The organism is Pseudomonas sp. DR48 (assembly GCF_019823085.1).
Classification (GTDB): domain Bacteria; phylum Pseudomonadota; class Gammaproteobacteria; order Pseudomonadales; family Pseudomonadaceae; genus Aquipseudomonas.
On record NZ_CP081946.1, the window covers coordinates 1,423,417 to 1,437,409 of the forward strand.

Sequence of the window (13,993 nt, forward strand, 5' to 3'; positions counted from 1 at the left end):
ATATTGCTCTTGCGATGATTTCTGCCCGTCACTAGACTGCTGGCCTTATGAATTTACGTGCGCCTTCCATTCAACATGACGATTGCGATGAGCTGGCGGCCCTGTGCAAGGCCGGCGGTGATCCTCTGCGCCTGAATGTATTGCGCGCGCTGGCCAACGATTCGTTCGGCGTGCTGGAACTGGCGCAGATCTTCGGCATCGGCCAGTCCGGCATGAGTCACCACCTCAAGGTCCTGGCCCAGGCCGACCTGGTGGCGACTCGCCGCGAAGGTAACGCGATTTTCTATCGTCGCGCCCTGCCCCACACCGATCTGCTGGGCGGCAAGCTGCACACTGCCTTGCTGGAAGAAGCGGACAACCTGACCCTTCCCGCCGATGTGCAGGCGCGGATCGCTCAAGTCCACGGGCAACGAGCAGCGGCCAGCCAGGATTTTTTCTCGCGGGTGGCGGAGAAGTTTCGCGCCCAGCAAGACTTGATCGCCGGCCTGCCGCAGTACCGCGAAAGCGTGGTGGCATTGCTCGACAAGTTGAGTTTCAGCGAGGGCGCCACGGCCATCGAAGTCGGCCCCGGCGACGGCGGATTCCTGCCGGAACTGGCGCGCCGCTTCAGCCAGGTCACCGCGCTGGACAACAGCCCGGCGATGCTCGAACTGGCGCGCCAGGTCTGCGAACGTGAAATGTTGGCTAACGTCAGCCTGCAACTGGCCGATGCATTGAATGGCGTCAGTCTCAAGGCCGATTGCGTTGTACTGAACATGGTGCTGCACCATTTCGCCGCGCCGGCGGATGCGCTCAAGCACATGGCCGACTTGCTGCAACCGGGCGGTAGCCTGCTCGTGACAGAGTTATGTAGCCACAACCAGAGTTGGGCCAGGGAGGCCTGCGGTGATCTCTGGTTGGGGTTTGAACAGGACGATTTGGCCCGTTGGGCCACCGCTGCGGGACTCGTTCCCGGGGAAAGCCTCTATGTAGGCTTACGTAATGGTTTCCAGATCCAGGTCCGCCATTTTCAGCGACCGGCTGGCGACACTCACCATCGGTAAATTCAGGAAAAAATCGAGATGAGCGAATACTCCCTCTTCACCTCCGAGTCCGTGTCCGAAGGGCATCCGGATAAAATCGCCGACCAGATTTCCGATGCGGTGCTGGACGCCATCATTGCTGAAGACAAGTTCGCCCGTGTGGCGTGCGAAACGCTGGTCAAGACCGGTGTGGCAATCATCGCAGGTGAGGTCACCACGTCGGCCTGGGTCGACCTGGAAGAAATCGTGCGTAACGTCATTCTGGACATCGGCTACAACAGCTCCGATGTCGGCTTCGACGGCGCTACTTGCGGCGTGATGAACATCATCGGCAAGCAATCCCCTGACATCAACCAGGGCGTTGACCGTGCCAAGCCTGAAGATCAGGGCGCTGGCGACCAGGGCCTGATGTTCGGCTACGCCAGCAACGAAACCGACGTGCTGATGCCAGCACCGATCACCTTCTCGCACCAACTGGTCAAGCGCCAGGCCGAAGCCCGTAAATCCGGCCTGCTGCCTTGGCTGCGCCCGGACGCCAAGTCGCAAGTGACTTGCCGTTACGAAGGCGGCAAGGTTGTGGGTATCGACGCCGTGGTTCTGTCGACCCAGCACAACCCTGACGTGTCCTACAAAGACCTGCGCGAAGGCGTGATGGAGCTGATCGTCAAGCACGTGCTGCCTGCCGAACTGCTGAGCAAAGACACCCAGTTCCACATCAACCCGACCGGCCAGTTCATCATCGGCGGCCCGGTGGGCGACTGCGGCCTGACCGGTCGCAAGATCATCGTCGACAGCTACGGCGGCATGGCTCGCCATGGTGGCGGCGCGTTCTCCGGCAAGGATCCATCGAAGGTTGACCGTTCGGCGGCCTACGCCGGTCGTTACGTGGCCAAGAACATCGTCGCTGCCGGCCTGGCCGAGCGATGCGAGATTCAGGTTTCCTACGCTATCGGTGTTGCCCAGCCTACATCGATCTCGTTGAACACCTTCGGCACCGGCAAAATCAGCGACGACAAAATCGTCAAACTGGTTCGCGAAGTGTTCGACCTGCGTCCATACGCAATCACCACCATGCTTGACCTGCTGCACCCGATGTACCAGGAAACCGCTGCGTACGGCCACTTCGGTCGCACCCCGGCGACCAAGACTGTGGGCGAAGACACTTTCACCACTTTCACCTGGGAAAAAACCGACCGCGCCGACGACCTGCGTCTGGCTGCCGGCCTGTAAGACTTTCCCCGCGGTACCAAAAGCCCTGCACGGTTCGCCGTGCGGGGCTTTTTATTGGCCGAAGATCAAGAAATCGCAGCCTCGTTGCACTCGACAGCTCCTACACCATTCTCTGTAGGAGCTGTCGAGTGCAACGAGGCTGCGATCTTTTGGTTTACCCATCTCGAAACACACCGAAAAACATCCTCGATAACAACACGCGAAAGCTGACTACCCTTCAAGCATTCCCCCTTGAGCAAGGACGCTCACGATGCTTCTGCGCCTGTTTACCGTTACCTTCCTGACCTTGCTTTGCCTGAACTCTAATGCCGCCGACTGCCCCGGCTGGTCACCGGCCCGTGCCCTGGACGAAATCACCGCGCTGCAAAAGCAGATCGACCTCTGGGACGACCACTATCACCGGGGCGGGCGCTCATTGGTCGCCGACGAAATCTATGATCAGTCCCGCGCACAACTGAACGAATGGCGAGATTGTTTTGACCTGGGACTGGCGCCGGAACCGTTGCGCACCGCTGGCGGCAAGATCGCCCACCCGGTCGCCCACACAGGGCTGGACAAGTTGCGTGATGCTCAGGCGGTGGAACACTGGCTGCGTGATCGAAGCGATATCTGGGCCCAACCCAAGATCGATGGCGTGGCGGTGACGCTGATCTATCGCAACGGTGTTCTGCATCAAGCGATCAGTCGCGGCGACGGGGTAAACGGACAGGACTGGACCACTTCGGCGCGACAGATCGCGCAGATTCCTCAAACGTTGCCACAACCGCTGGACGTGCTGGTGCAAGGCGAACTTTATTGGCGCCTGGCCGACCACATTCAAGCCCAGGCCGGCAGCCTCAATGCTCGCTCCACGGTGGCCGGGTTGATGGCGCGCAAACATCTGGACACCGAACAGGCCGAAGGGATCGGGTTGTTTGTCTGGGACTGGCCGCAGGGCCCGGCCACGTTGCCGGCACGCGTGGCGGCCCTGGATGTGTTGGGTTTCCCGAGTACGGCGCCCTACAGTCAGCCGATCAAGACATTTGCCGAGGCCGAGCGTTGGCGCGATCACTGGTATCGCGCGCCGCTGCCGTTCGCCAGCGATGGCATCGTGTTGCGTCAAAGCCAGCGTCCACCGGCCGAACGCTGGCAGGCGCGGCCGTCCTTCTGGAGTGTTGCCTGGAAGTATCCGTTCGCCCAGGCGCTGGCCGAAGTGCGCAGGGTCCACTTCAACATTGGTCGAACGGGGCGGATTACGCCGGTGCTGGATCTGACGCCGGTCAAGCTCGATGACCGACAGATCAAGCGCGTCAGCGTCAGTTCTCTGCAACGCTGGACGGACATGGACATTCGCCCCGGCGATCAGGTGTCCATCAGCCTCGCAGGACTGACCATTCCAAGACTCGAGGGCGTTGTGCTGCGCAGTACCGAGCGCGCCGAACTGAATGTGCCGTCAGCGTCAGACTTTCATCATTTGAGTTGTTGGCAACCCACATCAGGCTGCGAGAGCCAATTCCTCGCGCGCCTGACCTGGCTCGGCAGCAAGCAGGGGCTGGCGTTGCCTCACGTCGGACGCGGCACCTGGGAGAAACTTTTGGACACAGGCCACCTGAACGGCCTTCTGGATTGGTTGACCCTCGACGCTCAAGAGCTTGCTAACATTGACGGCTTCGGTGAGCGTAGCAGCGCTCGACTTTTAGACAGTTTCAGCAGCGCCCGCCAACGTCCATTTACTCGCTGGCTCAAAGCCTTGGGGTTACCGCCGACAGGTCAGGCACGGCTTGGCGATTCATGGAAGGACCTGGCGCAACGAAATACCGAACAATGGCAGGCAGAACCTGGTATCGGCCCGGGACGCGCGGCGCAATTGAGCGCCTTTTTCCGCGATCCGCAAGTTCTGGCACTGAGTGAAACATTACACATGGCCGGTATTAACGGATTCTGAACGCAGACGTCTCGCCAGCCGGGAACCCAAAGGTGCCAATGGGCTCCAACGCCCATCGCCACATCGACACGATCGCCTTTGCTCATGGAGCTTTTATGAAATTTCTTTCACCGCTCGCCTTGTTGACCCTTTGCAGCGTGTTGGCCGCACCACTGATGGCCGCCGAAGAAGCCCCGGAGCTGACCGGTTGCGCGGCCAAGAAACAGGGGATCATCAATCAGATAGAGCTGGCCAAATCCCACGGAAACGCTGATCAGCAGGCCGGCCTCGAGACGGCCCTGAGCGAAGTCACCGCCCATTGCACCGACGCCTCGTTGAAGAAGGAACGGGAAAACAAGGTGCTCGACGCGAAGCATGAAGTCAGCAAGCGTCAGGCCGACCTCGACAAAGCCATGAAGAATGGCGATCCCGACAAGATCAACAAACGTAAAGACAAACTCGCCGAGTCCCGCAAGGAATTGCAGGACGCGCTCGATGAACTGGATAAATAGGAAAGTGTTGATTGATCGTTCCCACGCTCTGCGTGGGAATGCAGCCCGTGACGCTCCGCGTCACTGGACGCGGAGCGTCCCTTGAGGCATTCCCACGCGGAGCATGGGAACGATCAACTCAGAGCCTCACACGAGAATCAATGATTCCGAAATTCTTTATGACACGCGCTGCAGGCATCTTCGACTTTTTGCACGGCCGGGCCCAGGTTACTGGCCTTGTAAGGCTGAACCTTGCTCGCAATCACCAGCTCACCGGTGGCGCTTTCAAGGGTGCGGGCCATTTCCTGGAAACGTGCCTGCTGTTGCCACACGTTGTCCTTGGCGCTGGTGTGATCTTCTTCACGCACCTGCGGGAAATGCTTCCAGGGCTCATGGGACAACGTATCGAGTTTCACGGCGCCGTCGGCGAACTTCGGACCGTCGAACGGAATGCGACCACGCAACATGCCGCCCAGGTCTTCACCGGTCTTGAGCATCTGCTTGAAGATCGCCTTGCGCTGACCCAGCGGCGAATTCGGGTCAACACCACCGCAAGCGGACAAGGCCAGGCATGCCAGCAATACAACAGAAAGTCTTTTAAGAGTCATGTTGGCTTCAGATCACGGGAAACGGCCGCCAGTATCCTCGCGTCGCCGGCAAAGACCAATAGCCCTATTATCAATACGGGTTGCTTGAGCGCATGGAGCACTCAGGCAACCGGCAAAGGAAATACTCCATGAATAGCCTTTTCAAGGCGTGGCGTCACAATCTGGCCTGGACACTTCCGATGGTGGCCGTGCTCGCGGGCTGCACCGGCGGCGACAACAAAGCGCCCAAGACCCACGCGCTGGCCACCTATTCCAGCGCCACCTGGGAAGCACTGCCGGCGGTGACCGACAACGACCTCGTCGCCGGCTTCGGCTCGTGGCGCAGCGCCTGCACGCGACTCAAGGCCGATCCGGTCTGGGGTTCGACCTGCGCGGCGTCCGCCAATGTGCCGCAAACCGCCAATGACATCCGTGCTTTCCTCAAGCAGAACCTCGACGTCTACGGCCTGCGCGCCGCCAATGACAACGCCAACGGTTTGATCACTGGCTATTACGAACCGGTCTACCCCGGCAGCCTGACCCAGACCGAGACAGCGAACATTCCGGTGTACGGCGTACCTGACGACATGATCATCGTCTCGCTGGACAGCATCTACCCGGAACTCAAGGGCAAACGCCTGCGCGGACGACTCGAAGGTCGCGTACTCAAGCCTTACGACGATGCGGCAACGATTGAAACCAAAGGGGTCAAGGCACCGGTCGTGGCCTGGCTGACCGATCCGATGAACCTGCAATTCCTGCAAATCCAGGGTTCGGGCCGCATTCAGCTCGACGACGGGCGCCAACTGCGCATTGCGTATGCCGACCAGAATGGCCATCCGTATCGTCCCATCGGCCGTTGGCTGGTGGAGCAAGGCGAACTGAAAAAAGAAGACGTGACCATGGGTGCGATCAGCACCTGGGCCAAGGCCAACCCGTCGCGCATTCCCCAATTGCTGGGCAGTAACCCAAGCTACGTATTTTTCACCCGTAATCCCGACAGCAACGAAGGCCCGCGAGGCTCGCTGAACGTTCCACTGACTGCCGGTTACAGCGCAGCTGTGGACCGCAAGGTGATTCCGCTGGGCAGCCTGTTGTGGTTGTCGACCACTAAACCGGATGGCACCGCACTGGTAAGGCCGGTTGCGGCTCAGGACACCGGTGGCGCGATTGCTGGCGAAGTGCGTGCGGACTTGTTCTGGGGCACTGGCGAGGCGGCCGGGCAACTGGCCGGGGACATGAAGCAGCAGGGACAAATCTGGATGCTATGGCCAAAAGGTGCGCCGCTGCCGCAAGTGCCTCAAGTTGCCGATGCGGTCAAAACGAGCCCCTGAATTCTGCGGCGACTGGTCAATAGCAATCGCGGGCAAGCCCGCTCCCACAGGGATAGGTGCCAGACACAAACTTTGTGTTCAACGCCGACCAATGTGGGAGCGGGCTTGCCCGCGATGAGGCCAGTAAAATCACCTCAATATTCTCAGATCGACACCACAAAGAAACTGGCGATCAACCCCATCCCCACAAACCACATCAGCGACCGCAAGATCGCCCAGTCCGCCAGGTAGCAAATGATGTAGAGCAACCGGCTGGTGATGAACAACACCGACAACACATTGATCGTCACCAGTTCGGCATTGCCGGCCAGATGCGCCACGATCACTGCCGCCGCAAAGGCGGGAGTCACCTCAAAGCCGTTCAGTTGCGCCGCATGCGCGCGTCGGCCCACACCATTGAGCGATTCGAGAAAGTCCCGGGGGTCATGGTTGTCTTTCAACGTGTACCTGCCACTGACCTTGGCAATAGCAGTGCAGAGATAAGGCAGGAAGATTGCGATCAAAATGCACCACAGAGCAGCCGTCATAAGCAGTCCTTTCTTCAGGTTTCAAAATTCGAGGGCCGTCAAAACTTCATGACCAGCATGCCGATCAGCACCAGCCCACAGGCTAAGAGCCGTGGCCGGCCGAAAGGTTCTTTCAGGTAACGCATGCCGAACAGCACCACCAGTATCACGCTGATCTCGCGCAATGCCGCCGCTTCGGCAATTGACCCAAGCTGCATCGCCCACAGCACCAAAGCGTAGCTGAACAACACGCAAAACCCGACCGCCAGCCCCAGCCGCCACTGTTCGCGCCAGAACAGCATGAACGCCGGTCGCTTGCTCACCAGCGCCAGCAACGGGAACGGCCAGGCGCTGAGCAGCGTGACCCAGACCAGGTAATCCAGAGGGTGCGACCAGCGACGCAGCGCCTGGCCATCGATGTAGGTGTAGCAGCCGATGCACAGGCCGATCAGCGCCACCACCGGCAACATCGACCAAGGCAACCGAGCCCCGCCACCGCCCTGCCACAACAGGCAAAGCATGCCGAACGGGATCAACAGAATCCCGAAGACCTGCTGGTTCGTCAGTACTTCGCCAGCGAAGATCAGTGTCAGTGCCAGCACCACCAGCGGTGACAAACCGCGCATCAGCGGGTAGACCAACCCGAGGTCGCCGACCCGGTACGCCTGGATCAGCAAATAGCGATACAGCAATTCGAACGCCGCCGACGCCAGAATCCATGGCCAAATCTCAATCGGCGGTAATGCCACAAAGGGCAGCATCAGAGCGACGAACAGCAGCGCCACGCTGTCCATGCAGGCCACCACCAGCAACCGTTCGGCGCTGAATTTGATCAGGGTATTCCACGCCGCGTGCAACAGCGCCGCCACCAACACCAACACCGTCGCAAGCACGGCACACTCCTTATTTTGTTGTTGTTCCCTGCCAGACGCACCCGGATTATTGATTCGCCATAGGCTCGCAGCTGTTTATACTGCAAGCGACCACGCCGCACTCAGTTGCGCACAGACCAATTCCAATAATTTCTGCCACTGCCCGCTCTCCTCGAGAACGGTCATCGGCATGCGTATGCCTGATCAGAGCGTCAAGACTACCGACAGAGACCTTGCGCATGCCACTCGCTTTGCTTGCCCTCGCTGTTGCCGCTTTCGGCATCGGCACCACTGAATTCGTCATCATGGGTTTGCTCCCCGATGTCGCCCGCGACCTCGCCGTGAGCATTCCCCATGCAGGCTTGCTGATTACCGGCTACGCCCTGGGCGTGGTATTCGGCGCACCGATCCTCGCGATCGGCACCGCCAACATGCCGCGCAAAGCCACGCTGCTGGGCATGACGCTGATGTTCATCCTCGGCAACGTGCTGTGCGCGCTGGCGCCGAACTACGCCACGCTGATGGCCGCGCGAGTGGTCACTGCGTTGTGCCACGGTGCGTTCTTCGGCATCGGTTCGGTGGTTGCGGCGGGCTTGGTCGCCCCGAACAAGCGGGCGCAGGCGATTGCCATGATGTTCACCGGCCTGACGCTGGCCAATGTGCTCGGCGTGCCGCTGGGCACCGCGCTCGGTCAATATGCCGGCTGGCGCTCGACGTTCTGGGCGGTCTCGGTGATCGGTGTGATTGCCGCCATCGCGCAATGGGCCTGGTTGCCAAAGCACATCGCAATGGACAAGGCTAACCTCGCCAGCGAGTTCAAAGTGCTGGGCAAGGTCAATGTGTTGTTGGCACTGGGCATGAGCGTGCTGGCGTCGACCAGTCTGTTCAGCGTGTTCACTTATATCGCGCCGATCCTGCAGGACATCACCGGCGTCAGCCCGCATGGCGTGACCATCATGCTGCTGTTGTTTGGCGTCGGCCTGACCGCGGGCAGCATGCTGGGCGGTCGCTTGGCGGACAGCCGATTGTTGCCGTCCCTGGTGGGCATGGCGCTGGCCGTAGCGGTTGTGTTGGCTGCTTTCAGCCAGACCAGTCACTCGGTCATTCCGGCGGCGATCACGCTAGTGTTGTGGGGCATCTTCGCTTTTGCCCTGTGCCCGATCCTGCAATTGCTGATCATCGACCAAGCGCATGAAGCACCGAACCTGGGATCAACGCTGAACCAAAGCGCCTTCAATCTCGGTAACGCGGCTGGTGCGTGGATCGGCGGGCTAGTGGTGGCCAGCGGCGCGGACCTGGCAGACCTGCCATGGACCGGCGCCTTTGTGAGTGGCTTGACCGTGCTGACCGCGCTTTTCTTTATTTACCTGCAACGTCGCAGCGCGGCTGCGGTCAATGTGTCCGGCTGAATCATTGCGTCCTGCAAGCTCGTTCCCGCTTGGACAGCGTAGATCCCTGTGGGAGCGAGCCTGCTCGCGATGAAGCTGACGCGGTAAACCTGCCGATTTACGCAATCGCTATTTCCTACCTCACATCCAAGGACCCCGGATGCTTGAACTTGTCGCTGCATTCATTTGCCTCACCACGCTCCTCACCTACGTAAACTTCCGTTTCATCGGCCTGCCCCCGACCATTGGCGTGATGGTCACGGCCCTGATGTTTTCCCTGCTGCTGCAAGGCCTGAGTCTGCTCGGCTACCCCGGCCTCGAAGATCGGGTCCAGCAGTTGATCAGCCAGATCGACTTTGGCGATCTGTTGATGAACTGGATGCTGTCCTTCCTGCTGTTCGCCGGCGCCCTGCACGTCAACCTCAATGACCTGCGCAACTATCGCTGGCCCATCGGCTTGCTGGCGACGTTCGGCGTATTGATCGCCACCGCAGTGATCGGCAGCCTCGCCTATTACATTTTTGCCCTGTTCGGCTGGCACGTGAGCTTTCTCTATTGCCTGCTGTTCGGCGCGTTGATTTCTCCCACCGACCCGATCGCGGTGCTCGGCGTGCTACGGACCGCCAATGCGTCCAAGCCACTGAAAACCACCATCGTCGGTGAGTCGCTGTTCAACGATGGCACCGCCGTGGTGGTTTTCACCGTGCTGCTGGGCATTGCTCAACTCGGCGAAACCCCGACCGTCGGCGCCACGGCGATGCTGTTCGCTCATGAGGCGATTGGCGGCGTTCTGTTCGGTGGGCTGATCGGCTATCTGGTGTACCTGATGATCAACAGCATCGAGCAGCATCAGATCGAAGTCATGCTGACCCTGGCGCTGGTGATCGGCGGTTCGGCCATGGCGTCGGAGCTGCATGTGTCCGCACCGATCGCGATGGTGGTCGCCGGACTGATCATCGGTAACCTGGGCCGCAACCTGGCGATGAACGACATGACGCGAAAGTACCTGGACGGTTTCTGGGAACTGCTCGACGACATGCTCAACGCCCTGCTGTTCGCCCTGATCGGCATGGAATTGTTGCTGCTGCCGTTCAGTTGGCTGCATGCGCTGGCGGCGGGATTGCTGGCGCTGGCGATTCTGCTGTCGCGCCTGCTGACAGTCGCACCGGCCATCCTGCTGCTGCGGCGCTGGCGCACGGTGCCGCGCGGAACGATCCGGATTCTGACCTGGGGTGGCTTGCGCGGTGGTGTTTCGGTTGCGCTCGCCCTGGCCCTGCCGCTGGGGCCGGAGCGTGACTTGCTGCTGAGCATCACCTACATCGTGGTGCTGTCATCGATCCTGTTGCAGGGTCTGAGCATTGGCAAACTGGTCAAGTTCGTGACCCGGGATGAGCCTGCGCCAGCGGCACAGGCCGAGCATCACTGATCAGTCTTTGCGTTTCTGCGGATCGGGGGCCGCGCCCTGATTCGCAGTGTTCTTCGGCGGTCCGCTTTCGCTGCGGATCTGCGCATGGCTGATCAGCGCGAAGATGAAGCTGCCGCCGATGATGTTGCCCGCCAGTGTCGGTCCGGCAAACACCAGCCAGAAATCCTTCCACGGCAACTCGCCGGCAAACACCAGGTAAGAAACCTCGGCGGACCCGACCACGATATGGGTGAAATCCCCCAGCGCCATGAGGTAGGTGATGAGGATGATGATCCACATCTTTGCGCTTTCCATGGACGGAATCATCCAGACCATGGTGGCAATCATCCAGCCGGAGACGATGCCCTTGGCGAACATCTGGCTGGCGCTGTTTTCCATGATCTTGCGTCCGATCTCGAGAAAGGCCAGGTCGGTCTTGCTGTCGAAAATCGGCAAATGCAACATCACGTAGGCCACCAGCAAGGTGCCGCAGAGGTTGCCGACCAGCACGACGCTCCACAAACGCAGCAACCGGCCGACATTGCTCAATGTGGGCTTGGTCATGATCGGCAGCACGGCCGTCAGGGTGTTTTCGGTGAACAATTGCTGGCGGGCGAGGATGACCGCGAGAAACCCTGCGCAGTAGCCGAAACTGGCGATCACTTTAAACGCTTCGCCGTCAGGCAACCGAGAGTTGAGCAGCCCCATGGCCATCAACGACAACCCCATGGTCAGGCCGGCGGCCAACGCCGACCACCACAAGGCAGCGACACTGCGTTCCAGCTCCTGATCGCCCTGGGTGCGAATGATCTCGTGCAGCACCGCCGCGCGCGGTGGCTGGTTCTTGTCGACGTCTTTCTGCTCTTCAGGCGAGAGGTTCGGGGTCTTGCCGTCTTTTTGCGTGTCCATAAAGCTCCGGAACCAGTGGTGTGTCATGAAGGTACGACACGCTGGGTTCGGAGCTGTTCACTGCCCTCAACAGATCGTTCTCATACTCTGCGCGGGAATGCCTCAATGGACGCTCTGCGTCCGCTCTTGGGACGCGGAGCGTCCCGGGCTGCATTCCCACGCAGAGCGTGGGAACGATCAGCGATCAGCCGCCGCCGAGGTTACTTGGTGACCAATTCATCTTCCTTGAACTGGTCTTTGACGTACTTGATCTCGGTGCGCCCGTGCGGTGCCGGCAGTCCGTCTTCGCCGAGGTTGACGAAGACCATCCTCTCGACGGTCAGGATGCTCTTGCGGGTGATCTTGTTGCGCACTTCGCAGGTCAGGGTAATCGAGGTGCGGCCAAATTCGGTAGCGGTGATCCCCAGCTCAATGATGTCGCCCTGGCGCGAGGCGCTGACGAAGTTGATTTCGGAAATGTACTTGGTCACCACGCGTTGATTGCCCAACTGGACGATGGCGTAGATCGCCGCCTCTTCGTCGATCCAGCGCAGCAGGCTGCCGCCGAACAGGGTACCGTTGGGGTTCAGGTCTTCGGGTTTTACCCATTTGCGGGTGTGGAAATTCATGGGGGGCTCCGGGCTTGAGGTGCTTGGGCAACAGGTGATGCCCCCCAGCTTCAAGTTTTAAGCGACAAGCTGCAAGTTAAAAGCAGATTCGCTTTTACTTGCCGCTTGTAGCTTGTCGCTTGCCACTAGCCGGATAAAGAAAGCTATAATCGCCACCGTTTTAGAACGGCTACTGCCGTTTTCCCGCCACCTGTCCGAGGGGCGCTGCAGCAGGTTCGACCTGTCAGGCTCGGATGGGGCGTTGACTGGCCATGATCGGCCGGACACTAAACGCACAACGGCGCCCATTCGCATACATTACGAATGGAGGCTCTTCATGAGCGCTGTTATCACGCCTGCAGATTTTAACGATTACAAAGTAGCTGACATGTCCCTGGCTGCCTGGGGCCGTCGCGAGACCATCATCGCCGAATCCGAAATGCCTGCCCTGATGGGTCTGCGTCGCAAGTACGCCAGCGAGCAGCCGCTCAAAGGCGCAAAAATCCTCGGCTGCATCCACATGACCATTCAGACTGCCGTGCTGATCGAAACCCTGGTTGCCCTGGGTGCCGAAGTACGCTGGTCGTCCTGCAACATTTTCTCGACTCAAGACCAGGCCGCAGCCGCTATCGCCGCTGCCGGCATCCCGGTTTTCGCCTGGAAAGGCGAGACTGAAGCTGAGTACGAGTGGTGCCTGGAGCAAACCATCCTCAAAGATGGCGCGCCTTGGGATGCCAACATGATCCTCGACGACGGCGGCGACCTGACCGAGCTGCTGCACAAGAAATACCCGGCGATCCTTGATCGCGTTCACGGTGTGACCGAAGAAACCACCACCGGCGTTCACCGCCTGCTGGACATGCTGGCCAAGGGCGAGCTGAAAATCCCGGCCATCAACGTCAACGACTCGGTGACCAAGTCCAAGAACGACAACAAGTACGGCTGCCGTCATAGCCTGAACGATGCGATCAAGCGCGGCACCGACCACCTGCTGTCCGGCAAGCAAGCGCTGGTCATCGGTTACGGCGACGTGGGCAAGGGCTCCGCTCAGTCCCTGCGTCAGGAAGGCATGATCGTCAAGGTTTCCGAAGTCGACCCTATCTGCGCAATGCAAGCCTGCATGGACGGCTACGAGCTGGTTTCGCCGTTCATCGACGGCATCAACGACGGCACCGAAGCCAGCATCGACAAAGCCTTGCTGGGCAAGATCGACCTGATCGTGACCACCACCGGCAACGTCAATGTTTGCGACGCGAACATGCTCAAAGCCCTGAAGAAGCGCGCTGTTGTCTGCAACATCGGCCACTTCGACAACGAAATCGACACCGCTTTCATGCGCAAGAACTGGGCATGGGAAGAAGTGAAGCCTCAGGTTCACAAGATCCACCGTACCGGTCCTGGCGCGTTCGACGCCCAGAACGACGACTACCTGATCCTGCTGGCCGAAGGCCGTCTGGTTAACCTGGGTAACGCTACCGGTCACCCAAGCCGCATCATGGACGGTTCGTTCGCCAACCAGGTGCTGGCTCAGATCTTCCTGTTCGGTCAAAAGTACGCCGACCTGTCGCCAGCCCAGAAAGCCGAGCGCCTGACCGTTGAAGTACTGCCGAAGAAACTCGACGAAGAAGTGGCCCTGGAAATGGTTCGCGGTTTCGGCGGCGTAGTGACTCGACTGACCAAGACCCAGGCCGACTACATCGGCGTGACCGTCGAAGGCCCGTTCAAGCCGCACGCTTACCGGTACTGACAGCAGCTGCAA

General features: G+C 60.0%; 13 protein-coding genes and 1 riboswitch. Of the genes, 8 read left to right on the forward strand and 5 right to left on the reverse strand.

Annotation, left to right across the window (positions count from 1 at the left end):
- The first annotated feature begins 47 nt into the window (after positions 1 to 47).
- From K5K95_RS06550 to K5K95_RS06565, 4 genes are all read left to right on the forward strand, one after another.
- Entirely contained in the window at positions 48 to 1,043 is a 996-nt protein-coding gene (locus K5K95_RS06550) for an ArsR/SmtB family transcription factor (protein ID WP_222588800.1), read from the forward strand.
- 18 nt (positions 1,044 to 1,061) lie between these two features.
- Positions 1,062 to 2,252, forward strand: coding sequence for a methionine adenosyltransferase (gene metK, locus K5K95_RS06555; RefSeq protein ID WP_222588801.1), 1,191 nt, complete (start codon positions 1,062 to 1,064; stop codon positions 2,250 to 2,252).
- A 250-nt stretch (positions 2,253 to 2,502) separates the two neighbouring features.
- Positions 2,503 to 4,176: an NAD-dependent DNA ligase LigB gene (gene ligB / locus K5K95_RS06560; protein WP_222588802.1), complete on the forward strand. Its 1,674-nt coding sequence runs from the start codon at positions 2,503 to 2,505 to the stop codon at positions 4,174 to 4,176.
- Between the two features lie 95 nt (positions 4,177 to 4,271).
- Entirely contained in the window at positions 4,272 to 4,667 is a 396-nt protein-coding gene (locus K5K95_RS06565; RefSeq protein WP_222588803.1) for a DUF1090 domain-containing protein, read from the forward strand.
- Positions 4,668 to 4,804: 137 nt separating this feature from the next.
- Here K5K95_RS06565 and K5K95_RS06570 read toward each other — a convergent pair whose 3' ends face one another.
- Positions 4,805 to 5,254, reverse strand: coding sequence for a c-type cytochrome (locus K5K95_RS06570; RefSeq protein ID WP_222588804.1), 450 nt, complete (start codon positions 5,252 to 5,254; stop codon positions 4,805 to 4,807).
- Between the two features lie 128 nt (positions 5,255 to 5,382).
- Between K5K95_RS06570 and K5K95_RS06575 the strand changes: the two genes are divergently transcribed.
- Positions 5,383 to 6,567, forward strand: coding sequence for a murein transglycosylase A (locus K5K95_RS06575; protein WP_222588805.1), 1,185 nt, complete (start codon positions 5,383 to 5,385; stop codon positions 6,565 to 6,567).
- Positions 6,568 to 6,710: 143 nt separating this feature from the next.
- On the opposite strand, the gene K5K95_RS06580 is transcribed toward K5K95_RS06575, so the two are convergent.
- A complete protein-coding gene (locus tag K5K95_RS06580; protein WP_222588806.1) occupies positions 6,711 to 7,094 on the reverse strand; it encodes an MAPEG family protein in 384 nt (127 codons plus the stop codon).
- A gap of 38 nt (positions 7,095 to 7,132) precedes the next feature.
- On the reverse strand, positions 7,133 to 7,966 hold the full coding sequence (locus K5K95_RS06585; protein ID WP_090178729.1) for an EamA family transporter: 834 nt from the start codon (positions 7,964 to 7,966) through the stop codon (positions 7,133 to 7,135).
- Between the two features lie 218 nt (positions 7,967 to 8,184).
- Between K5K95_RS06585 and K5K95_RS06590 the strand changes: the two genes are divergently transcribed.
- Entirely contained in the window at positions 8,185 to 9,354 is a 1,170-nt protein-coding gene (locus tag K5K95_RS06590) for an MFS transporter (RefSeq protein ID WP_222588807.1), read from the forward strand.
- A gap of 139 nt (positions 9,355 to 9,493) precedes the next feature.
- Positions 9,494 to 10,759, forward strand: a complete 1,266-nt coding sequence (locus K5K95_RS06595) for a cation:proton antiporter (protein ID WP_222588808.1) — start codon at positions 9,494 to 9,496, stop codon at positions 10,757 to 10,759.
- On the opposite strand, the gene K5K95_RS06600 is transcribed toward K5K95_RS06595, so the two are convergent.
- Together K5K95_RS06600 and K5K95_RS06605 are read right to left on the reverse strand one after the other, a co-directional pair.
- Entirely contained in the window at positions 10,760 to 11,647 is an 888-nt protein-coding gene (locus K5K95_RS06600) for a formate/nitrite transporter family protein (RefSeq protein ID WP_222588809.1), read from the reverse strand.
- A gap of 200 nt (positions 11,648 to 11,847) precedes the next feature.
- Positions 11,848 to 12,255, reverse strand: a complete 408-nt coding sequence (locus K5K95_RS06605) for an acyl-CoA thioesterase (RefSeq protein WP_090178712.1) — start codon at positions 12,253 to 12,255, stop codon at positions 11,848 to 11,850.
- A gap of 190 nt (positions 12,256 to 12,445) precedes the next feature.
- Positions 12,446 to 12,548: riboswitch (S-adenosyl-L-homocysteine riboswitch) on the forward strand.
- A 23-nt stretch (positions 12,549 to 12,571) separates the two neighbouring features.
- Here K5K95_RS06605 and ahcY point away from each other — a divergent pair.
- A complete protein-coding gene (gene ahcY / locus K5K95_RS06610) occupies positions 12,572 to 13,981 on the forward strand; it encodes an adenosylhomocysteinase (RefSeq protein ID WP_090178709.1) in 1,410 nt (469 codons plus the stop codon).
- Positions 13,982 to 13,993 lie beyond the last annotated feature (12 nt).